This is a genomic window from Gemmatimonadota bacterium (assembly GCA_016712265.1).
GTDB lineage: Bacteria > Gemmatimonadota > Gemmatimonadetes > Gemmatimonadales > Gemmatimonadaceae > RBC101.
The window spans coordinates 1,046,263-1,068,167 of the sequence record JADJRJ010000031.1; the positions used below are offsets into that span (position 1 = coordinate 1,046,263).

Here is a 21,905-nt window from a genome sequence, read left to right on the forward strand (position 1 = left end):
CCGTTTCCTACCGGCATGCGGATCACGAACAACCTGACGACGCGGAACGCGCTGGTCACGCTGCAAAAGTCATTGCGGGCGGTCGACGAGGCACAGCGTCGCGCCAGCTCGGGCCTCCAGGTCGAGCGGGGATCGGATGACCCCTCGGCCGCCACCGCGATCGTCACCGCGGGTTCCTCGTTGCGAGCGATCGAGCAGTACCAGCGCACGATCAACGCCGCCTCCTCCCGCATGGCGGTGGAGGAACAGGCGCTCAGCTCGGTGACCAACCTCCTCGAGCGCATCAAGGAACTGGCCATTTCGCAAGGCACCTCGACGGCGAACGCGGCCACGCGCCTCACGGTCAAGGCCGAGGTCGACCAGATCATGCAGGCCGCTATTCAGCTGGGCAACCAGAAGCACGATGGCGAGTACCTGTTCGGCGGCGACCAGTCCGGCGTGATGCCGCTGACAAGCAACACGCCGCCGTTCAGCGCGGCCGCACCGACCGGCACGCGTCGGATGGAGATCTCGTCCAACCTGCGCATCTCGGCCGGCCACAATGCGACCGATGTCTTTCTCAACTCGGGCGTGCTCGCCGCGATCGACGAGCTTTCCACCGCGCTGGCGGCGGACGACGAGACCGCGATCCGTGCGTCGATCACCTCGATTGATGCCGCACACGGGGCGACCCAGGTGCTCCTCGGGGACTCGGGCGCGCAATCGGCACAACTCGAGATTGCAAACGCCAACCTCGGGGCGCTGGACACCTCACTGCGCTCGTTTCGCTCCAATCTGCAGGATGCCGACCTTGAGAAGGCCGTGACCGAGCTGGTCAGCCGACAGACCGCGTACCAGGCGGCGATGCTCGCGACGTCACGCATCATGGGCATGTCCCTCACCGACTACATGCGATGAGCGCCGGCGCTACCATGACCCCACCCCTGATCTCCGTGACCTCCGAGGTGCTCGGCGCAATTTCTGTCGCCGCCGACCAGGTCGTCGAGGTGTCGGAGGGACTGTATGGCTTTCCCACCGCGACGCGGTTCGCCCTGCTGCCGACGCCGCGTGAGGGACTGTACTGGCTCCAATCCATGGATCACACCGCGCTGGTGTTCCTGCTGGTGGACCCGTTCCCCTTCTTTGCCAACTACCACGTGGAGTTGGGCGAGGCAGACAAGGCCCGGCTAGCGACGACGACGGCCGAGGACATCCTCGTGCTGGCGATCGTGACGATGCCGACCACACCCGGCAGTCGCCCGAGCGCGAACCTCCACGCGCCGTTGATGTTCAATGTGCGCGCCGGACAAGGGCATCAGTCGATCCGCCCGGACAATGCGTTCGGGATTCGCGAGGAGTTCGACCTCTGAGCGCGCCCCCACCGCTTCGTCCCGTGGCGCGTTCCGTTGACACCCTGTTCCAGGCCGCGGTGCGCGCGCACCTCGCCGGTCAGCGACCGGTCGCGATGCGCGGGTATCGCGAGACTCTGGCCGACGCGCCCGACCATGCGCCCGCGCACAACAACCTTGGCACCCTGCTCGCCCAGTCGGGTGCGACCGCAGATGCCGAGCGCCACTTTCGCGCCGCGATTGAGGCCCAGGCCGACTACGGCGAGGCGTGGAACAACCTCGGGATTCTCCTCTGCGGTACCGGCCGCTTTCCGGAAGCCATTGCCTGCTTCGGGCGCGCCACGCGCCTGGAACCCGACAAGGGCGGTTGGCACAACAACCTCGGGAATGCGTTCCTCGAGGTGTTCCAGTTTCGCGACGCCATTGCGGCCTACGATCGCGCCATCGCGCTCGAGCCCACGCGCGCGGACTATCATGCCAATGCGTCCCTGGCCTGGCGCGGACTGCGTGAGGACGAGCGCGCCATCGCCACGGCCGAAGCGGCACTCGCGCTCGACCCGCAGCATAACGCCGCGCTCAACAACCTCGGCGCCCTCCTGAAGGAGGCACGCCGCTACGACGAGGCCATCGCGACCTTCACCCGCGCCATTGCTCTCTCGCCGGGTGACGCCACGCTCGTCGCAAACCTGGCGTCGGTCTATGAGCGCCGCGGTGATTATCCCACCATGCGCGAGGTGGCGGCACAAGCACGGGATCTCGACCCCGCCAATCCCGAGCCCTGGAACCTGCTCGCCAACGGTGAGCTGGAGGCCGGCCGGTATGCCGAGGCCGAGCGACTGTACGAGCACGTGCGTGCCCTGGACGCGGACAACCGGAACGCCAACTGGAATCTCGCGCTCCTCTGGCTCATGCGCGGGGACTTCGCGCGGGGTTGGCGCCAGTTCGAGTGGCGCAAGAAGCTCACTTCCGTAGTCACCGACCATGGGGACTACGGGCCGCACGAGTGGCAGGGTGAGCCCCTCGCCGGGCGCACCATCCTGCTGCACGCCGAGCAGGGGATGGGTGACGCCATCCAGTTTGTGCGGTACGCGAGCGTGCTGCGGGCGCGTGGGGCAGGGCGCATCATCGTCGAGGTGCCGTGGCCCATGGTGCCGCTCATGCTGTCAGCGACTGGAGTGGACCACGCCATCGCTCGCGGGGAGCCGCTCCCTCCGTTCGACGTCCACGTCTCCCTGATGTCGCTCCCACTCCTGTGTGAGACGACTCTGGAGACCGTGCCAGCCACCGTGCCCTACCTCCGGGTGGAGCCGCGGGCGGTGGCGTCCCTCGTCACGGCCCCTCCGGGAATCCTCAAGGTCGGGATCGTGTGGGCGGGGAACCCGGTCCACGCTCGCGATCACCTCCGGTCGGTGTCGCTCGATGCCATGGTGCGCGCGATCGCGCGATCGGGCGTACAGCTCTTTTCGCTCCAGAAGGGCGAGGAGCCCGAGGCCGCGCTGCGCGAGCGTGCAGACGCGGGCATCATCGACCTTGCCCCACATCTCAAGGACTTCCGGGATACCGCAGCGGTCATTGAGCAACTGGACCTCGTCATCACGGTGGACACGTCCGTGGCCCACCTCGCGGGCGCGTTAGGCGCCCCGACGTGGCTCCTCCTGCCGCATGTCCCGGATTTTCGGTGGATGCTCGACCGTCAGGACTCACCGTGGTACCCGTCGATGCAGCTGTACCGCCAACCGATGCCCGGGAACTGGGGCGACGTCTTTCGCCGCATCACCGCGGATCTCGGCGCCGTTCGCCCGCGGGTCGTCGCGGCCACGGAGGACGTCGTGACGGTGCATGCCGCGACGACCTTCCCTGACGGGCGCTCCCGTTTTGACGTCTGGGTGCCGCTGTCGGCGCTCGCGATGCCGGACCTGTTCGCCGAGTACGAAGCGGAACTTGTGGGGGGAGGCGCGCACTTGGCGCATCGCCTCTTCCTCGCCGAGGTGTTACGACCCGAAGATCACCTGGTCGACACCGCTCCGGGGTTGGGGCTGGTGGTGCTGGACGCCGCAACGCAGGCGGTGCCTCCAGCGACCATCTGGCTCATCGGTGATGCGACCGCTGGCGCCCGCATTCGGAGCATGCTCGCGAATCGGGCGCCTCACGTGCACTGCGAAATGAGGGATCGACCCGCGGAATGCCCTCCGGCCCCTGCGCGCGCCATCCTGCGCGTCGCCGGTCCACACGCCGCCGTTGCGCTCCGTGTCGCCATGGCGGGTGCTACTCCGCCACGCATCGTCTTGTGGGATGAGGAGGGGCACGTCGGCCGCAGCACGCTCGGGCCAGACTGGCACCACTTTGCGCTGTCTGTGGTTGATGGCGAGCTCGTGCTCGATGCCATCGCGGCAACGGACACGGTGCCAAGCGCCGTCTCGCTGATGACAACGGAGCTGGCGGCGTTGCAGCAGCAGCCCACGGCAGCACAACGCGTCATCGGCATCGACTGGGCCCTGCAGGCGGACACCGGCTGGGGAGTGTACGGGACGAACCTGGCCCTTGAGTTGGCCGTGGTCCCCGGGGTGACCCCCGCGGCCCTGGTGTCGGTGCCCCAGGACGTGAACCCGTTGGCCCGCGCGCGCTTTGCCCATCGCTTGCCCTCCGGCGAACCCTCGATCCTCCAGGGGGACGATGCGCGTGCGGCCGTGCGCGACGGGGTCCTGCTGCGCGCGTTAGGCAACGGCCTGCAGGGCGCCGAGGCGAGCCTCACGGCACGGCGACAAGTGGGGGTGATCTTCTTTGAGGATACCGCCTTCGACCACGCGGCGCGGGCGCGCGCCGCCGCATTCGACCTGATCGTGGCCGGGTCAACCTGGAACGCCGACCTGCTCCGCGCGGCGGGGATCGGGCCGGTGACCATGGTCATGCAGGGGATCGATCCCTCGATCTTCCACCCGGCCCCTCGCGCGGGGCTCTTTCCCGGCCGGTTCGTCATCTTCTCAGGCGGCAAGCTGGAGTATCGCAAGGGACAGGACATCGTCGTCGCGGCCTTTCGCGAGTTTGCCCGCCGCCATCGTGATGCTCTGCTCGTTATTGCCTGGCACAACGCATGGCCTGAGCTGCTCTGTGACCTCGACCTCGCCGGTCACGTGCGCGGTCGACCGGAACTCCAGGGCGGTGCGCTGGCCCTGGTTCCCTGGCTCGCGGCCAATGGCGTCGACCCCGCGCAGGTCATCGACCTCGGCCGCCAGCCGAATACCCTCATGGGCCAGCTAGTGCGCGAGGCGGATGTCGCCCTGTTCCCCAACCGCGCCGAAGGGGGCACCAACCTCGTGGCCATGGAATGCATGGCCGCCGGCGTCCCGACCCTCGCCGCGGCCAACACCGGGCAGTTAGACCTCACGCGGAGCGGGGGCTGCGCCCCGCTGACGGACCAACGCGCCGTCCCGACCCCGAGCCGCTACTTCGCCGGTACGGACGGGTGGGGAGAGACCTCGGTCGAGGAGGTGCTCGCCCTCCTGGAAACGGCCTACACCGATAATGCATGGCGGGCCGATCTCGCAGCACGCGGGGCCGCCACCATGCAACAGCATACCTGGCGACACCAGGTCGGGCGGTTGCTCGACGCCCTCGAACCGCTCTGGTAGTCCGCTCGTTCCCTTCCCAGCAACATCCTCGGCACCCTCCTGCAGCCGGGGGACACCTTCATCGATATCGGCGCGCATGTCGGGTACTTCTCCATGCTCGCCGCGGCCCTCGTCGGTCCGACGGGGCAGGTCTACTCCTTCGAGCCGGACACGAGCAACTTCGCCCACCTCATCGAGCATATCGACGTCAACGGGGCGACGCAGGTGCGTCCGCTGCACATGGCGGTTGGGGCCAAGCCGGCGATCGCCGAGTTCTTTGTCAATGCGGACAACGACGGTGGCCACGCGTTGTGGGAGGTGGGGCGTCATCCCTTCAATGAGAGGTCGCGCCAGGCGCCGACCACGCGCAAGGTGTACGTGACCTCCCTGGACCACCTCTTCGCCCATACCGACCTCGGTCGCCTCAAGGCCATCAAGATCGATGCGGAAGGGGCCGAGTTCGCGATCTTGGTGGGCGCCAAGGGGATTCTCGCCCGGCACCGCATTCCCTTCATTATCGCCGAGATCAACCGCTTTGGCCTGGAGGCGATGGGGGCCAGTGAGCGCCTCCTTCGGGGACTGATGAGTGACATGGGCTACGAAACCTGGCTCCTCCAGCCTGGGCAGACCCACGCCACCAAACTCTCCCCCACGGACATTCCGGACACGAACGCCGTCTTCAACGTGCTGTTCCGCCATCTGGAGGCACCGGCGATCGCGGCGTAGGCCCAAACCGTTACGCCGGTGGCCCACCGCCGCGTGGTGTGCCCGGCGGGCTAAAGTCTCGTCGCCGTTCGCCCGATACACGCCCTTGGAGGGTTTGAGGCACTCCGCCTGAGGCCCTGAGGGGAACGGATTCCCCGACTTCATCACCCAAGGAGCAGCAACGATGCGTATCAACACCAACGTCAGCGCCCTGCGCGCCCACGGCAACCTCACCCGCGTCAACGAGGATGTCTCGAAGTCGATGGCGAAGTTGTCATCCGGCTTCCGGATCACGCGAGCCGCTGACGACGCCGCCGGACTCGGTATTGCGAACGTCCTGCGCGCGGACATCCGCGCCCTCGGACAGGCGGCACGCAACTCGGAGCAGGCCAACTCGGTGCTCAACATCGCCGAAGGTGCCACGTCCACGATCCAGAAGATGCTCGAGCGCATGAAGGAACTGGCGGCCCAGGCCGCGTCCGACAGCGTCGACTCGGCGGGCCGCGCGCGTATCACCAACGAGTACCAGTCGCTCCGCAACGAAATCGACCGTACGGTCGCGACGGTCAAGTTCCAGGGCAACACGCTGCTCAACGGCGCCTTCGGCGCCACGGTCAACAGCTCTTCGACGGCGCTGGCGACGACCACGGGCGTCTACGACATCAAGCTCACCGGCGCGTCGGTCGGTGCGTTCACGTTGTCGTCCGGCTCGAGCGTGGTCACCCTGACCAACGGCTCCACCTCGCAGACCCTCGGTGTGACCGCAGCGACGAAGCAGACGCTGAACTTCACCTCGCTCGGTCTCACGCTCGAGACCACGTCGGCCGTCGGCGCGGCCACCATCGCGGGCAACATCACCGTCGGCGGCGGCTCGGGCACCTTCCTCGTCTCGTCGTCCGGTCAGTACTCGGGCAACGACGCGATCTCGATCACCGGTTCGCAGCTGAACCTGACGTCGACCTCGCTGACGATTGCGATCGACCCGACCACGCTGGCCAACGCGCAGACTGCGCTGTCCCAGATCGACGTCGCCATCACGAACGCCAACGTGGCGATCGGCGTCATCGGTGCCTTGCAGTCGCGTATCGAGACCGCCACGGAAAACGTCCGCACGAGCATCCAGAACTTCAGTGCGGCGGAAAGCACCATCCGTGACCTCGACATGGCGGCCGAGATGACGACGTTCTCGAAGAACCAGGTACTGCAGCAGGCGGGCACGGCGATGTTGGCGCAGGCCAACGCCGCGGGCCAGAGTGTTCTCACCCTGCTCCGAGGCTAACACCAGCTCATCGCAGGCCGGGACGCGCGGGTGGGGACGCCCACCCGCGCGCCTCCGGAAGGGGGCCAGGGCCCGGGGTTGGCATGACGCCGACACCGGGGTTTCGCGTAAGGAGGAATCATGTCGGACCCGATCGGTAGTTTCAGCGGACTTTCCAGCGGCGTGCAGTGGCGCGATCTCGTGGACACGATCATGTCCATCGAGACGCAGCGCCGACTCACTCCGCTGCAGGATAGGCGCACCCTGTCGCAATCGCGCCTCGACGCCTGGGGCAAGTATCAGGGCCTCGTCACCAAGTTCCGGGATGCGTCCAGGGCCCTCCGGGACAACACGGCGTTTGCGAGCTTCCGGGTGTCCGGCGGCGCGAGCGCCACGAGCGGACGCACCCTGGTCACCGCGACCGCGGGCGCCGGGGCCAACCCGGGCACGCATACGGTCGAGGTTCTCGGCCTCGCACGAGCGAACAAGCTCAGTGGGGATATCGTGGCCAGCACGAGCACGGCCCTGGCCATCACCGGCGAGTTTGCCGTCAACGGCCAAAAGGTAACCGTCGCGGCCGCTGATACCCTCGCCCAGGTGCGGGACAAGATCAACGCCCTCAATGCCGGCGCCAACGCGACCGGCGTGACCGCGTCCATCCTCACCACCGGGGCCACCCAACATCGCCTCATCCTCTCCGCCGACCAGACCGGGGCGCGGGGCATTGAGCTGGTGGACGATGCCACGGGGACCCTGCAGGCGCTCGGGGTGACCGACAATAGCAAGGCGCTCTATATCGGGAGCTCCGGCGGTGCCGAATCGCACCACGTGTCCTCGGCCACGGCGGCCGTGGCCACCATGCTCGGCGTGTCCTGGCCGCCGCCGGCCACAATCGAAATCGGCGGACGGACCATCAGCGTGGACCTCTCGGTCGACTCCCTCTCGGCGATCGCCGCGCGGATCGCCGCCGCCGGCGGCAATGCCAGCGTGGCGACCGAGACCCAACAGGGAAAAACAACACATCGCCTGGTGACCAGCGACACCGTGAGTGCCAGCACCGTCGACGGCCAGCGGACCCTCGAGGTCCTCGGCTTTGTCCGCAGCGGACGTGGCAGCGTGACGCAGGTCGTCCAGAGCGAGAACACGTACACCGACGGGGGAGGTGCCAATGCCGGCGCGGCCACCCTGCTGTCCGCCCTGCAGGTCAGTGGCAACGCCCTCGGCCTCGTGGCCGGTGATACCATCGCCATCCAGGGCAAACGCGGCGACGGCTCCGCGGTCAGCCTGAACCTGACGATCGGCGCGGCGGATACCATGCAGACCCTCGTCAATCGCATTAACGACGCGACCAGCGGCTTTGGTGCCGGCACGCGCCCGGCCACCGCCAGCCTCGCGGCGGGCCAGATCGTCCTCACCGATGCCACGGCCGGGGACTCGCAACTCGCTCTCTCCCTCACCGCCACCCGTGCCGCAGATGGCAGCGTCGTGAACCTGGGCCGCCAGTTGACCCAGACGGTCGGTCGCCAGCGGGAGGTCAGCACCGGCGCCGACGCCCTCGCGCGTGTCGACGGCGTGGTCGTCCAGCGCAACAGCAACACCTTCAGCGATGCCATCGCCGGCGTCACGCTGTCGCTTCAACAGGCAGAAGTCGGCACGACGACCACCCTGACCCTGGATCGCGACGTGCCGGCGATCGCGCAGCGACTCAAGGATGTCGCCACGGCGTACAACGAGCTGTTCAAGTTCCGGGTCGAGCAGCAAAAGGAACAAGCGCCGCTCCGCAACAATGCGACCCTGCGCGGCTCTCTCGGCTCGCTCACGGACCAGCTCCTCAGCGACGTCACCGGCCTCACCGGCTCCTTCAAGCGCGCGGGGATCGTGGGACTCGCCCTGCAGGCCGATGGCACCCTTAAGCTGGATGAGACCGTGCTGGCCGCGGGACTCACCAACAACTTCGCCGACGTGGTCACCCTGTTCACGACGGGAGCGTCGTCAAACAACGGTGCACTCAGCTACTTCACGTCGACTCCCAAGAGCAAGCCGGGCAGCTACGACGTGGACATCACCCAGGCGGCGACGGTCGCGTCCACGACCGGCAGTGGCTTCTCGGGAACCTACGTCGATGATGCAACCGCCGACACCCTGACGATCACCGACGCGGCCACCGGGATCAGCGGCGACATCACCCTCGCCAACGGCGATACCATCGACGCCATCGTCACCAAGCTCAACACGCTGTTCACGACCAGTCGGATGTCGTTGCAGGCCTCCACGAGCGGCAATGAACTGGTGTTGAGTGGAACGCGGCATGGGTCGGCCGCGTCATTCACCATCGCCTACACGGCAGGGGGAACGGATGGCAGCGCCCAGCTCGGCGTCGCTGCGGCCACCTATGCTGGCACGGACGTCGCTGGCACGATCGGCGGATTGGCAGCGAATGGCTCGGGCCAGGTCCTGACCGGCGCGAGCGGGGGAATCACCGAAGGGCTGGCCCTCAACTACACGGGGGCCACCCTCGGCCTCGTTGGCAATGTGAACTTCACCCTCGGGGTCAGTGGGATGCTGGCCAACGCCGCCGAGGCGATCGTGGATCCCAACGGGGGGCTCGAGGCGCAACGGGTCGCGCTCGACGAGTCGATGCGGGAACTGCAAACCCGTGCCGATACTGTCCAGCAGTCGCTCGATCGACGACGGCAGCAGATGGTCAAGCAGTTCGTCGAAATGGAGCGGGCGATCAGCCGGATCCAGGCGCAGGGGACGTCGCTTTCGAGCTTCATCACCTCGCTCCAACCGGCTCGATCGTAACGGCACCCATCCCATCGCCACACGCGAGGTTCCATGTCGTACGCTGCGGTCACGAAGCAGGCCACCCGGTACAAGGAAGCCGAAGTCCTGTCGGCCACCCCTGGCCAACTCGTGCTCACGATCTTCGACCACATCCTCGTCAACCTCTCGCGCGCACGTCTGCGACTCGACGACAAGGACGCGACGGCGCGCAGCGAGGCCCTGGAGCGGGCACGCGCGGGGCTGACGGAGCTGCTCGTGACGCTCGACCGCCCCCGGGGTGGCGAGATTGCCGGCAACCTGGCCTCGCTGTACGTGTTCTGGCTCGGAGAGCTGTCGGTGCTTGGGGTCAAGCCCAACGCCCAGCGACTCGACGCGATCGTCGCGATGATCACCGAGTTGCGCGGCGCCTTCAGCGAGGTCGTCGCCACGGTCACGCCTCCGAACGCCATGGCCGTGTCATGAGGGACCTGGCGCGGACCGCGATGGAGTTGCGCGACCTCATTGAGCGCTTCGCGGCGCTCTCCGAGGGCGCGTTGCGGGCCTGTGCCTCTGCCGACACCGCCGTGCTCACGGCGACCCTCGATGCGCGCGAGTTGCTGCTCACGCGTGCCAATCACCTGGCCGCCTCGGTGCGCGCGCGTCGCGCCGCGATGACCCCGGCGGACCGCGCGTCGTGCGACGCCCTCCTCCTGCCGGTACAGCGCGCCGCGGATCATGCCGCGGCGGCCAACCAACGCGTGCGCGCAGCCGCCGCGCGTTCTCGCGAGGAAGTCGGCCGTCAACTGGACCAACTCCGCGTGGAAACGGGGGCCACCGCGGCCTACGGCAATAGCGCGCCGGCCCTGGTCGCCTTCGACGCCGTGCGTTAGGCATGTCCACCCCGCGGGATGCCGCCCTGGATCGGGCGCCCGGGCGGGATGCCGCGCTCCTGGCCGATGCCCTTCGGGCCCTCCAGGGGCACCTGGAAGGACCGGTGCCCGAGGACGAGCTAACGGCGGCCCACGTCGAAGATCTCGTGGCGCAGGCCCTGGCCGAAATCCACCGAGTGCAGGGCGCCACCGCGCCGCGCGGAGGCATAGCCCCGGTACTGGGCAGTGGTGTGCTGCAGGAGTTGCTCCGGGCACGTCGGGCACCGGCTCCCGCAGAAGCGCCGACGTCCGTCGACACCACGAGGTAACAACGGCTCTCAAGCAGGGCACGGTCCCGGCCGATACTCCGAGCAGAGGAGGATGCCATGAAAGTCAACCAGGGGAACTCCGGTCCGGTCCGCCCCGAGCGACCGCGAGAGCCGCGCCCAACGCCCGTCCCGTCGCACCCGGCTCCGTCGCAGCCCACGCCGGAGCGTGCGGAACGCCGGGACCGAGTCGAGATCTCCAGTGCGGGACGCGCGCGCGCGGCCCGACTCGATCCCGTCCAACCCGCAGCAGCAGATCGTTTGGCGGTGGTCCGCCAGCGCATCCTGGCCGGTGCGTATGAGGCCGATGCGGTGGTGGCCGACGTGGCCCGCCGCATCCTCGACCGCGGCGACGTCTAAGCCCCCAAGGAGCCCGCCATGAAGTTCCTCGTCGTTGACGACTCGGCCACGATGCGCCGCATCCTGATCAACTCCCTGCAGCGGATTGGTTACTCGACCTGCGTCGAAGCCGGCGATGGGGCCGAGGCGCTGGAAAAGTTCGATCCCACGATCGAATTCGTGATCACCGACTGGAACATGCCCAACATGTCGGGGATCGAGTTCACGAAGGCCCTGCGACAGGCCGCCCCGGCGGTGCCGATCCTCATGGTCACCACGCGCTCGGTCCGCGAAGACATCATCGCGGCGATCGAAGCGGGGGTGAACAACTACGTCGTCAAGCCGTTCACCCCGCAGGTCCTCAAGGAAAAGATCGACGCCGTGCTCGCTGGCCAGGCCGCGGCGGCCTGATCATGACCTCCCGAACCCACGGCGCCCTCTACGATTCCGAAGCGGCGCTCCGCCTCGTGGACACCACGCTGCGCGAAATGACCGGCGAGTCAGCAGACGCCGTTGTTCCCCCGGCACCGTCTGCCGGGCTCTCCATTGGCGCCCTCGCCCAGCGCATCGAGCAGGGGTATGCGGAGCTGGTACAGACCCTGACGACCCTCCGGCAGACCCGCAGCGTCCTGGAGCAGTCGGCCGTGGCGCCGATTCATGTGACACACGACAAGCTCAAGCAGGTGTCGGCTGCCACCGAGGTCGCGGCGACGGACATCCTCAACGGGATCGACCGCGCCGTCGCCATGGTGGACGAACTCGACGCGCTGGACGGGCAGGATCCGGAGCGCCGCGCGCCCGAGGTGCGTGGCGCACTGCGCGATGAGCTTTTTGCCGTGATGGGCCACATGCAGTTCCAGGACATCACCAGCCAGCAGCTGGCGCATGCTTCGGCCGTGTTGTCCAAGATGGAAGCGCGGCTGGTGAGCCTCTGCCAGCTCTTTGACCCCGCCCAGGGTCCCGGCGCCGCCACCCTGGAGGTCCTGGGCGCGTTTGACGATCACGCGACGACGAGCGGGCGCGAGGAACGCCAGGCGGTGGCCGACGAGGTCGTCGCCGCGCGCCCGGCCGTCGGGTGACCCGCGGGGCCAGCGGCCGCCCGGGCTGCTCGCCCGGCGCGGTGCCCTGATGGTGGACGGGGCGTCGCTCACCGTTCGGGAGCGCGTCGTGGGAATGGCCGCATTCGCCGTATCGGCGGAGCCCAGCGACCGACTGGTCACGTACGCCGTCGGGACCTCCCTGGGCATTGCCATCCACGACCCCGTGCGCCGCGTCGGCGGCCTGCTCCATGCGATGTTCCCGTCGTCAGAGCTGGACGTTGAGCATGCCCGGTACAACCCGGCGCAGTTTGTCGACACCGGTCTCCAGGCCCTGTTCCGTGCGGTGTATGACCTCGGTGGGGTGAAGGATCGCCTCGTCGTGAAGGTCGCGGGCGGGGCGTGGCGTGAAGATGCCTTTCCGCTGGTGGCCATGCAGCTGGGCGAACGCAACGTGGAGGCGTGTCGGGCGCTCCTTGGCCGCAACGGGGTGCGGGTGGCCGCCGAGGAGGTCGGCGGCACGGAGTCGGCACGCACGGTGATGTTGGATATTGCCTCCGGTGACGTGACCGTGCGGTGCGGCGGCCGGTACGTCGTTATCTAACGAGGGAAGGCAGATGGCATTGACGATCCTCCTCGCGGATGGCAGCGCCGTGATGCGCTCCATGCTGATTCGCACCCTGCAGCTCAGCGGACTGCCGGTCGATGCGGTGCACCAGGCCTCGAGCGGTGACGATGCGCTGGCCGCGGTTCGGCGCGACGCCTTCGACGTCGCCTTGATCGATCTCGACCTGCCCGGGATGGACGGGGCGTCGTTGGTGGACGCCATCCGGGATCACGCGCCTTCGTCCAGCCTGCCGTGTGTCGTGTTTGCCGCCGACGGCTCCGACGCGCGGGTCGCGCGGGTGGTGGACCGTGGCGCTGGGAGTATCCGGAAGCCGTTCACGCCGGAGCAGGTCCGCGCGGCGGTCCTCAAGGTCGTGGGAGCCCGGACCGCGTAGGTCGAACGGTCGCGCGTCCGGCGTAGAGATGCGCCCTGAGGGACTTGAACCCCCAACCTTCTGATCCGAAGTCAGACGCTCTATCCAATTGAGCTAAGGGCGCAACACCACCAATTGTAGCCTCGCTCCATGCCACGCGGCACCCGCGCGCCCGATTGCACCCTGGCGCCTCGGTCCCCCGCGTTCCGCTTGTCAGGCAGCCCCGGCGCGACAACGAACGGCTGCACAAACGCCCACCCGCGCAAGCGCGGATGGGCGTTTGGTGTGACAGTCGGGGCGAGAGGATTTGAACCTCCGACCTCCTGCTCCCGAAGCAGGCGCTCTACCGGGCTAAGCTACGCCCCGAGGGGTAAAGACTTACGGTGGTACGATGCTACATGCGCTCGGAGAGACTCGAACTCCCAACCTTCTGATCCGTAGTCAGATGCTCTATCCAATTGAGCTACGAGCGCAGCGTCCAGCAACCTGCCCCTCCCGACCAGCCCCAGCCCCCAGCAACCAGCTCATGGGCGGTACAAGACTCGAACTTGTGACCTCCACGATGTCAACGTGGCGCTCTAACCAACTGAGCTAACCGCCCCTTCCAACAGAACGCGCGGCCAGATGGCCGCGCGGTATGACACCTCTCGACCAACACCTTCGAGAGCGGGAAACGGGACTCGAACCCGCGACCCCAACCTTGGCAAGGTTGTGCTCTACCAACTGAGCTATTCCCGCATGACCTGCTGACCCACCGATCCCACCAGGGGTTCCTGCTGCTCCAGCCGCCGGCTACCCCTGTCGTGCCGCCGGTGATGGAGGCGAGGGGAATCGAACCCCTGACCTCTTGAATGCCATTCAAGCGCTCTCCCAACTGAGCTACGCCCCCGTTTTCCACCCAATTCGACGCGGCGGATTAGGAACCGAGAATTGTATCCGGGGGTATAGTCGAAGTCAAGAAATCCACTCTAGCGGATTCCTGCCCTGACCGTATTTTGCAGCGACTTTTCGCCGCGTCTTTCACTGCCTGACGAGATGCCCACCGTGGCCGTCGGCATCCTGCTGTCGCGCGGAAACTCCGGCCGCACCGCTGCGGTTGGTTCAATACCGAATTCAGTGTCCACGAGGACCTTGCCAACATGACCGACGTCAAGCGCCGCCGCCGCCGCACGACCCCCCAGGGGATCGCGCCGAGCGAGCCGGAGCGCGATATCCTGGATCAGTACCTCTATGAAGTCAGCACCTATCCCCTCCTCAAGGGGATGGAAGAGATCGAGCTTGCCCGGAAGATCAGGGCCGGCGATCAGGACGCCCTGCAGGAATTGGTAAAGCGCAACCTGCGCTTCGTCATCTCTGTCGCCAAAAAGTACCAAAACCGTGGCCTGCCCCTCATCGACCTCATCGGCGAGGGCAATGTCGGTCTCCTGACCGCCGCCCGGAAGTTTGACCCCGATCAGGGGGTCAAGTTCATCTCCTACGCCGTCTGGTGGATTCGCCAGGCCATCCTGTCGTCGCTCGCCCGTCAGGGGCGCACTGTCCGCGTTCCGCTCAATCGGACGGCGGATCTCTCGCGCATCATCAAGGCGTCGGAGATCCTCCGGCAGCAGCTCCGCCGCGAGCCGACCCCGGACGAATTGTCGCGCCTCACCGGACTCTCCGTCGACGTCGTCCAGTCGCTGGCCGCCCTCAACACCGGGGATGTCCGGCTGGATGCCCCCATGGATCCCGAAGGCGACCGCGCCCTGATCGAACGCTTCGTCGCCGACGAGATGCCGGACACGGAAGAAGAAGCGATGAATCGCTTCCTTACCGATGAAATCGAGTTGGCCCTCTCCACCCTGCCCCCAAGGGACGCGAAGGTCTTGCGCCTCTATTTCGGGCTCGAAGGTGGTCGGGAGCACACCCTCGAAGAAATCGGCTCCATGCTCGGCGTCACCCGCGAGCGCGTCCGTCAGCTTCGCGATCGCGCCCTCAAGCGCCTCCGCGAAGGCGACGTCGGTCGGGCACTCTCCAGCTTCGCCGCCTGATCGCTCACCGCTGAACATCGCAGACGGGGCCCGGACTCACGCCGGGCCCCGCTCTGTTTTCGGCACTTCCGGTGCGCGCTCGACCGCCCGAAGAACAGCCCTTCCCGGCATCACGGATGTGATGTTGATTCGAACTGCTGTCTGCCGTCCACCGTCGCCGCCTGACCATTGATCGTCCTCGACAACGTCCACAAGGCCTTCGGCCCCAAGAAAGTCCTCCAGGGCTTTTCCCTCGAAGTGCAAGAGGGGGAGACCATGGTGATCATCGGGTACTCCGGGACGGGGAAGTCGGTCGCCATCAAGCACATCGTCGGCTTGCTCCACCCGGACGCAGGCACGGTGTTTGTCGACGGCCAGGAGGTACCCGCCCTCCCGCGGCGCGATCTCTACGAACTGCGCGCGAAGATCGGATACGTTTTCCAGTTCGCGGCGTTGTTCGACTCCATGAACATCGGGGAAAATGTCGCGATGGGATTGCGCAAGCGCGGGACGATGACCGAATCGGAGATCCAGCACCGCGTCGCCGAGGTCCTCGACCTGGTCGATTTGCCTAACGTGGAAGGCAAGTTCCCGGCGGAGCTGTCCGGCGGCATGCGCAAGCGGGTGGGGCTGGCTCGCGCGATTGCCCTCCGCCCCTCCTACATCCTCTACGACGAGCCCACCACCGGCCTCGACCCGGTCACCTCGGCCGTGATCGACAACCTCATGGTCCGCATGCGCGACCGGTTGGGCGTCACCTCGATCGTGATCACGCACGACATGAAGTCCGCGTTCCGGGTCGGGACGCGCATCGCCATGCTGTATGAAGGGCGTGTCCGGCAGGTGGGCACCGTCGACGAGATCCGGCACTCCGGCGACGAGGTGGTGCGCCAGTTTGTCGAGGGTCGGGCGGACCTGGACGAGTCGGCGGGCGTCTAGGATGCCACGCCGGGGGCGGAGGGGGCGCGGGAGTGCTCGTCCAACGAGCAGGCGGAACGCCCGTGAGGAGGTGTCCGCCGGTGGGGTGGTCGTCCGGCGCGGGGAGGGCGCTTCCGCCTACCTCGTGATCCGGGACTCATACAAGAACTGGGGTTTTCCCAAGGGCCACCTCGAGGAGGGGGAGACCGCGGAACAGGCCGCGCTGCGCGAGGTGCAGGAGGAGACGGGGCTCGATGACCTGCGGATGCTCGCGCCACTGGGGGCGATCGACTGGCACTTCCAGTTCCGTGGACGCCACATCCACAAGTGGTGCCACTTCTTCCTGCTGGAGTCGTTTGGGGCCGCGACCGTGCCGCAGGCCGACGAAGGGATCACCGAGTGTCGCTGGGTTGAGTTATCAGCCGCCATGGAGATGATCGCCTACGACAATGCGCGCGACGTGTTGCGGCGGGCGGCCGAGTGGGTGGGAGCCCCCGGGGGATGAGCCGCCCCACCTCGCCGGAGTTCACGGTACCGCTGGTGCCGCCCTGCGTCGTGGCCCTGGCCAATCGCGATCGTGCGCGGACGGCGCTGCGCCACGCGTTTCCGCGGCGCCTTGCGTCGCTCCACATCGTCCGCTCGCGACGCGATTTCGTCGCCGCGTTCCATCGGCGCCTTGTGGACGCGGCCATTATCGACCTCGCGTCGCCCACCGAAGACAACGTGAGCGCGCTTACCCTGGCCCGTGAGTTTCCCAGTACGCCGTTTGTGGGGATGACCCCGCTTCGACCGTCGGACACCAGCCTGGCCGCGCGCGCCGCGGCGGCCGACTTCGCCGACCTTGTCGTGGAGCAGGTGGACGATTCGGTGTTCCGTCAGATCGTCGAGGAGCAGGCGTTTACCCGTCGCTTCGCTCGTGCCCTCGCGGAACCGCCGGACGCCCTCCAGCTCAATTCGCGCATGCAGCGGCAGGCATGGGCTGTCCTCGTGGCCCATGGGGGTCGGCCCATCCTCACGGAGGTGATCTCGCTCGCCCTCGGTGTGTCGCGTGAGCATTTGAGTCGGGCGTTCTCCGCCGACGGGGCGCCGAATATCAAGCGGGTGATCGACCTCGTGCGCCTGATTGCCGCGGCGGAGTTGGCGAAGAATCCGGGATACGACGTGGGGGACGTCGCTGATGTCCTCGGCTTTGCTTCCTCGTCACACTTGAGCACGGCGGCGATTCGCATCGCCGGGACCCGCCCGACCTCTCTCGCGCGGCTTCGAGCCGTCGACATCATCGACCGCTTCGCCAGGGACCGCAGCCGGTCCCGGAGCCTCCCCGACCGGCCGGCGTCAACGTGAGGTGATCCCCTTGGGGGACCGTTCACGCGTTTGTGGCGTGGCGGTTCGAGGTCTGGAGCACCGCAGTGCCAGTCCGTCACCTGGCCCGGTGCGCTGAACGAGTTCTCCCAATGAAGACACTTCCTGCTGTACTCGCGCTATTCCTCATCGCGTGCGCCGAGCCTGATCGTGGCGTCGCAGGCCCGCTCGAGCCGACGACTGCGCTCCGAGCCGTGATTCCCCAGCAGGACATCCGACGACCCCAGGAAGAGAAATTCGTCGCCCTCGCCGCCGCCGTGCCCACCTTCAGCGGATACCATTACGAGCGCGGGGACCTTGTGATCTCGCTGACGGACACGGCGGATGGTGCCCGGGCGGCGGCGATCGTCGCGCGCGACGGCACCGGCGCCGGGGGAAGTGTTCACAAGCAGGCGCGCCGCACCGGTCACACGAGGTTTGCGAGCGTCACCTTCTCGTTCATGCAGCTCAAGGGATGGCGCGACGCGTTGTTCCAGGACCTGATCGAGTCGGACAGCGTGGAGTACATCGACCTCGACGAGCGGGCCAACGTGATCGCGGTCGGCGTCACGGACGCTGCGGCCGCGACCTGGGTGCAGCAACTTGCCGCCAAGCTGGGAATGCCAGACCGTGCCCTCGTCGTCGAAGCGGTGCCCCCGAGTCGCACCTTCGCGCTGCTCACGGAGCGCGTTCGTCCGGTTCGGGCCGGCCTGGCGATCACACAGCGAGACGGAGCCGGGTGCACACTGGGTTACGTCGTGCGGTTCGTCGGTACCGCCGGTATCGAGACGGGGTTTCTCACCAACTCGCACTGCTCGGACACCTTTTGGGGGCCGGATCAGGCGCCGCAGTTCCAGGTTGGTGCCGGAGTGGTGGCCGACTCTATCGGCCGCGAGGTACGTGATCCCGCCGGCTTCGCCTGTGGATGGCGTGGGAAGAAGACGTGTCGCTACAGCGACGCGGCGATCCTTGGACTTGCGACAGGGAACCGCCTGAGCGGCGCGATCGCGCGCCCGACCGACCTCATCGAGTCGCCCGGCGATGCATTCGTCCCACACCCCATCGACGCGACGCAGCCCAACTTCACGGTTACGAGTACCACCTTCAGCGCGAGCGTTGGCGACGTGCTCGACAAGGTCGGCCGCACGACCGGGTGGACCTCGGACGAAGTCAACAAGACCTGCCTGGACCTCAAGGGTCGCCTGGGCGACAAGAATCGGGTGTTGTGCCAGGATGAGGCGTTTACGTTCAGCTTCAACGGCGACAGTGGCTCCCCGATGTTTGTGTTTCAGGGCGCATCGGTTCAGGCGCACGGTATCCTGTGGGGAGGGCGCGTGCCGTTCCTTGGTCGGTCCGTCACGTTCCTTTCTCCGCTGCAGAACGTCGTCATTGACTTGGGCGGCCTGACCCCGGTGGCCCCATGAACACCAAGTGGAACGCCCGTGGGACCGCGCCAGTCCTGCTCGGTGCCCTGCTGGCCGCGGGGGCCTGTCGAGGCATCGCAGACCCGCCGTCGACCGACGCCGCGCTCAGCGCCGGCCTTCAGCTCAATACGCCGCCGGCGATCGAGCGCCCCCAGGAAGAGTGGTTCCAACACATCGCCAGGGAAGTGCCAACGTTTGCCGGCTTCTTCTACGACAAGGGCGACCTCGTCGTGTCGGTGACCGACCTGCGCGACACCGTGGCGGCCTTCGCCGCCGTCGCGAAGTATGGACCGACCGGGAAGGGCACGTCACACCCGGGGCTGGGCCGGACTGGGCGAACCCGTGGACAGCTCGCCACCTGGACGTTGCTGCAGCTCGCCACCTGGCGCGATGCCCTTTTCGGGGAGTTGATGGAGCTCGACGAGGTGGAGTTTCTCGATCTCGACGAGCACGGGAATCGGGTGCTCGTTGGCGTGGGGCGACCGGAGGCGACGGCCACCGTCCTCACCTTGGCACGCCGCCTCGCCGTCCCGATGGCTGCGGTGGGGATAGACACCACCTCACCCATGCGGCCGCAGGCCGGACTGTCTGATCGCCAGCGGCCCATCATCGGTGGGCTCGAGATCAATGAAGAAACCGCGGCGTGCACCCTTGGTTTCATCACGAGGAGGGCTGGCGTCCTCGGCTTCGTCACCAATTCCCATTGCACCAGCACCTTCTGGGCGCTCGATGGCGTCCGGTTCCTCCAGGGATCGAATCCGTCCACGGACTCCGTTGGCGTCGAGGTGCTGGATCCACGTGGCTGGGCCTGCGGATTCCGCAATCGCAAGCTGTGCCGCTACAGCGACGCTGCGATCATTGGACGTGTCGTCGGTCCTGAACTGGGGACCGTCGCCCAGCCCGAGTTTCTCGACCTCGATGGGGCTCCATACTCTACGACGATTGATCCGAACACCCCCACCTTCGAGGTTACGTCGAATGCCGGCCATGCAACCTGGGGTGACGTGCTCGACAAGGTCGGTCGCACGACCGGGTGGACCCGAGGTGAGGTCCGGGGGACGTGCGTCGACATGCGAAACGGCATGGACCGGGTCCGGATCCTCTGCCAGGACCTGGTGACCTATAACAGCGACAATGGGGACAGCGGGGCTCCCGTCTTCGTCTTCCAGGGAGCGGTGATCCGGGCACATGGTCTCAACTGGGGGAGTCGAGAGCGCGTCCTGGGTGGCACGGCCGCAGGGGTCTCCCCCATGGCCAATATGACCCTGGACCTGGGGGCATTTTCGGTCGCGACGAGCCCCTGAGATTTCTGCCGGACCCACGTGGGGTCGCCTTGAACCGAGGGGGAGCTTGTGATAATTTTCACAAGCTCCCCCGGAGCTTTTCCTGACTCCCGCACTACCGAGCCCCCGACATGGCGTCTGAAACCATCCTTCGCCCCGGCGAAATCAAGGACATCCTCCTCCGCGAGATCGAAGCGGCGGACCTGCACGGCATCGACGTCGATGAAGTGGGGACTGTCCTCGAAGTGAAGGACGGCGTCGCACGCATCTACGGCCTCAAGAAGGCAATGGCCGGCGAGATGCTCGACATCACGGCCAAGGAGACGGGGAACCAGGTCACCGCCGTCGCGCTGAACCTCGAAGAGGACAACATCGGCGCGGTCGTCCTCGGCGACTACCTGCAGTTGAAGGAAGGGGATGAAGTTCGACGCACGTCGCGCGTGCTCGAAGTGCCGGTGGGTCCTGCGCTGGTCGGGCGCGTCGTGAATCCGCTTGGTGAGCCCGTCGACGGACGCGGACCGATTGTCGCGACGATGCAGCGGCGCGTGGAGTCGCCCGCGCCCGGCATCATCGTTCGGCAGCCGGTGAAGGAGCCGATGCAGACGGGGATCAAGGCGATCGACTCCATGATCCCGATCGGCCGCGGCCAGCGCGAGCTGATCATCGGCGACCGCGGCACGGGCAAGACGGCGATCGCGATCGACACGATCATCAATCAGAAGGGCACCGGCGTTATCTGCGTCTACGTGGCTATTGGTCAGAAGGCGTCGACGGTGGCCTCGGTGGTGGAGCGCCTCAAGCAGGCCGGCGCGATGGAGTACACGATCGTCGTCGTCGCCGCCGCATCCGATCCGGCCCCGATGCAGTACATCGCGCCCTACTCGGGCGCGGCGATGGCCGAGTACTTCATGTATCACGAGGGCAAGCCGACGCTGTGCGTGTACGACGACTTGTCGAAGCAGGCCGCGGCGTATCGCCAGCTGTCGCTCATCCTGCGCCGTCCGCCGGGTCGTGAAGCCTTCCCGGGCGACGTCTTCTATCTCCACTCACGCCTCCTCGAGCGCGCGGCCAAGCTGCGCGAGGACGCGGACGTGGTGGACAACAAGATGATCTTCAAGCCGGGTGGCTCGCTGACGGCGTTGCCGATCATCGAGACGCAGGCGGGCGACGTCTCCGCGTACATCCCGACGAACGTCATCTCGATCACCGACGGCCAGATCTTCCTCGAGACCGACCTGTTCTTTGCGAACGTGCGCCCCGCCATCAACGTCGGCATTTCGGTGTCGCGCGTCGGTGGTTCGGCGCAGATCAAGGCGATGCGCTCCGTCGCGGGACGCCTCCGTCTCGACCTGGCGCAGTATCGCGAGCTCGAAGCCTTTGCGGCCTTTGCCTCCGACCTGGACGCAGCCACCAAGAAGCAGCTGGAGCGCGGGGCGCGCACGGTGGAAGTGCTCAAGCAGCCGCAGTACTCGCCGATGGTGGTCGAGCAGCAGGTCATGGTGATCTATGCGGTGACCAACGGCTTCATCGACGAAGTGCCGGTCAACAAGATCCGCGCATGGGAGCTGGGCTTCCACGAATTCATGGCCGCGCAGTACCCGCAGGTGGGCGAGGCGATCCGCAAGGAGAAGGCGCTCTCGAAGGACACCGAAGAGGCACTCAAGCGCGGGATTGCGGCGTACCAGAAGGTGGCGAAGTAGCGCAGGTCGCAGGACGC

General features: G+C 67.1%; 21 protein-coding genes and 6 tRNA genes. 21 read left to right on the forward strand and 6 right to left on the reverse strand.

What is annotated here, in order from left to right; all coding sequences use genetic code 11:
- Positions 1-15 precede the first annotated feature (15 nt).
- From IPK85_25355 to IPK85_25420, 14 genes are all read left to right on the forward strand, one after another.
- Positions 16-897 (forward strand): hypothetical protein, encoded by an 882-nt coding sequence (locus IPK85_25355; protein ID MBK8250697.1) that lies wholly within the window; start codon positions 16-18, stop codon positions 895-897.
- Positions 894-1,349, forward strand: a complete 456-nt coding sequence (gene fliW / locus IPK85_25360; protein ID MBK8250698.1) for a flagellar assembly protein FliW — start codon at positions 894-896, stop codon at positions 1,347-1,349. The genes IPK85_25355 and fliW overlap by 4 nt, the downstream gene beginning before the upstream one ends.
- Before the next feature lie 23 nt (positions 1,350-1,372).
- Complete coding sequence (locus IPK85_25365) at positions 1,373-4,957, forward strand: tetratricopeptide repeat protein (protein ID MBK8250699.1); 3,585 nt, start codon at positions 1,373-1,375, stop codon at positions 4,955-4,957.
- 93 nt (positions 4,958-5,050) lie between these two features.
- The gene (locus IPK85_25370; GenBank protein MBK8250700.1) at positions 5,051-5,662 is read left to right on the forward strand and encodes an FkbM family methyltransferase; all 612 of its coding nucleotides are present in this window, start codon (positions 5,051-5,053) and stop codon (positions 5,660-5,662) included.
- 163 nt (positions 5,663-5,825) lie between these two features.
- Positions 5,826-6,920 (forward strand): flagellin, encoded by a 1,095-nt coding sequence (locus tag IPK85_25375; GenBank protein ID MBK8250701.1) that lies wholly within the window; start codon positions 5,826-5,828, stop codon positions 6,918-6,920.
- Between the two features lie 120 nt (positions 6,921-7,040).
- Positions 7,041-9,704, forward strand: coding sequence for a flagellar filament capping protein FliD (gene fliD / locus IPK85_25380; protein ID MBK8250702.1), 2,664 nt, complete (start codon positions 7,041-7,043; stop codon positions 9,702-9,704).
- A gap of 33 nt (positions 9,705-9,737) precedes the next feature.
- Positions 9,738-10,148, forward strand: coding sequence for a flagellar export chaperone FliS (gene fliS, locus IPK85_25385; GenBank protein ID MBK8250703.1), 411 nt, complete (start codon positions 9,738-9,740; stop codon positions 10,146-10,148).
- Positions 10,145-10,555: a hypothetical protein gene (locus tag IPK85_25390; protein MBK8250704.1), complete on the forward strand. Its 411-nt coding sequence runs from the start codon at positions 10,145-10,147 to the stop codon at positions 10,553-10,555. The genes fliS and IPK85_25390 overlap by 4 nt, the downstream gene beginning before the upstream one ends.
- A 2-nt stretch (positions 10,556-10,557) precedes the next feature.
- Positions 10,558-10,863, forward strand: coding sequence for a hypothetical protein (locus IPK85_25395; GenBank protein ID MBK8250705.1), 306 nt, complete (start codon positions 10,558-10,560; stop codon positions 10,861-10,863).
- A gap of 57 nt (positions 10,864-10,920) precedes the next feature.
- On the forward strand, positions 10,921-11,220 hold the full coding sequence (locus IPK85_25400) for a flagellar biosynthesis anti-sigma factor FlgM (GenBank protein ID MBK8250706.1): 300 nt from the start codon (positions 10,921-10,923) through the stop codon (positions 11,218-11,220).
- Between the two features lie 18 nt (positions 11,221-11,238).
- A complete protein-coding gene (locus IPK85_25405) occupies positions 11,239-11,610 on the forward strand; it encodes a response regulator (GenBank protein ID MBK8250707.1) in 372 nt (123 codons plus the stop codon).
- Between the two features lie 2 nt (positions 11,611-11,612).
- A complete protein-coding gene (locus IPK85_25410; GenBank protein MBK8250708.1) occupies positions 11,613-12,278 on the forward strand; it encodes a hypothetical protein in 666 nt (221 codons plus the stop codon).
- A 49-nt stretch (positions 12,279-12,327) separates the two neighbouring features.
- Positions 12,328-12,840: a chemotaxis protein CheD gene (locus tag IPK85_25415; GenBank protein ID MBK8250709.1), complete on the forward strand. Its 513-nt coding sequence runs from the start codon at positions 12,328-12,330 to the stop codon at positions 12,838-12,840.
- A 13-nt stretch (positions 12,841-12,853) separates the two neighbouring features.
- A complete protein-coding gene (locus IPK85_25420; GenBank protein ID MBK8250710.1) occupies positions 12,854-13,237 on the forward strand; it encodes a response regulator in 384 nt (127 codons plus the stop codon).
- A 29-nt stretch (positions 13,238-13,266) separates the two neighbouring features.
- Here the strand turns inward: IPK85_25420 and IPK85_25425 are convergent.
- From IPK85_25425 to IPK85_25450, 6 genes are all read right to left on the reverse strand, one after another.
- Positions 13,267-13,340 (reverse strand) — tRNA-Arg (locus IPK85_25425).
- 168 nt (positions 13,341-13,508) lie between these two features.
- Positions 13,509-13,582: transfer RNA gene (locus IPK85_25430), tRNA-Pro, on the reverse strand.
- A 33-nt stretch (positions 13,583-13,615) separates the two neighbouring features.
- Positions 13,616-13,689: transfer RNA gene (locus tag IPK85_25435), tRNA-Arg, on the reverse strand.
- A 54-nt stretch (positions 13,690-13,743) separates the two neighbouring features.
- A tRNA-Val gene (locus IPK85_25440) sits at positions 13,744-13,817 on the reverse strand.
- Positions 13,818-13,881: 64 nt separating this feature from the next.
- A tRNA-Gly gene (locus tag IPK85_25445) sits at positions 13,882-13,954 on the reverse strand.
- Between the two features lie 78 nt (positions 13,955-14,032).
- Positions 14,033-14,105, reverse strand: a tRNA-Ala gene (locus tag IPK85_25450).
- A gap of 250 nt (positions 14,106-14,355) precedes the next feature.
- Here IPK85_25450 and IPK85_25455 point away from each other — a divergent pair.
- The 7 genes from IPK85_25455 to IPK85_25485 all read left to right on the forward strand — a co-directional run bounded on the left by IPK85_25455 (position 14,356) and on the right by IPK85_25485 (position 21,888).
- Positions 14,356-15,243, forward strand: a complete 888-nt coding sequence (locus IPK85_25455) for an RNA polymerase sigma factor RpoD/SigA (GenBank protein ID MBK8250711.1) — start codon at positions 14,356-14,358, stop codon at positions 15,241-15,243.
- A gap of 168 nt (positions 15,244-15,411) precedes the next feature.
- Positions 15,412-16,161, forward strand: coding sequence for an ABC transporter ATP-binding protein (locus IPK85_25460; protein ID MBK8250712.1), 750 nt, complete (start codon positions 15,412-15,414; stop codon positions 16,159-16,161).
- Positions 16,046-16,645 carry an NUDIX hydrolase gene (locus IPK85_25465; GenBank protein MBK8250713.1) on the forward strand — a complete coding sequence of 200 codons (600 nt, stop codon included), beginning with the start codon at positions 16,046-16,048 and terminating at the stop codon, positions 16,643-16,645. The genes IPK85_25460 and IPK85_25465 overlap by 116 nt, the downstream gene beginning before the upstream one ends.
- Positions 16,642-17,484, forward strand: a complete 843-nt coding sequence (locus IPK85_25470) for a helix-turn-helix transcriptional regulator (protein MBK8250714.1) — start codon at positions 16,642-16,644, stop codon at positions 17,482-17,484. The genes IPK85_25465 and IPK85_25470 overlap by 4 nt, the downstream gene beginning before the upstream one ends.
- Positions 17,485-17,594: 110 nt before the next feature.
- Positions 17,595-18,905, forward strand: coding sequence for a hypothetical protein (locus tag IPK85_25475; protein ID MBK8250715.1), 1,311 nt, complete (start codon positions 17,595-17,597; stop codon positions 18,903-18,905).
- Positions 18,902-20,209, forward strand: coding sequence for a hypothetical protein (locus IPK85_25480; protein MBK8250716.1), 1,308 nt, complete (start codon positions 18,902-18,904; stop codon positions 20,207-20,209). The genes IPK85_25475 and IPK85_25480 overlap by 4 nt, the downstream gene beginning before the upstream one ends.
- 110 nt (positions 20,210-20,319) lie before the next feature.
- Entirely contained in the window at positions 20,320-21,888 is a 1,569-nt protein-coding gene (locus IPK85_25485; protein MBK8250717.1) for a F0F1 ATP synthase subunit alpha, read from the forward strand.
- Positions 21,889-21,905 lie beyond the last annotated feature (17 nt).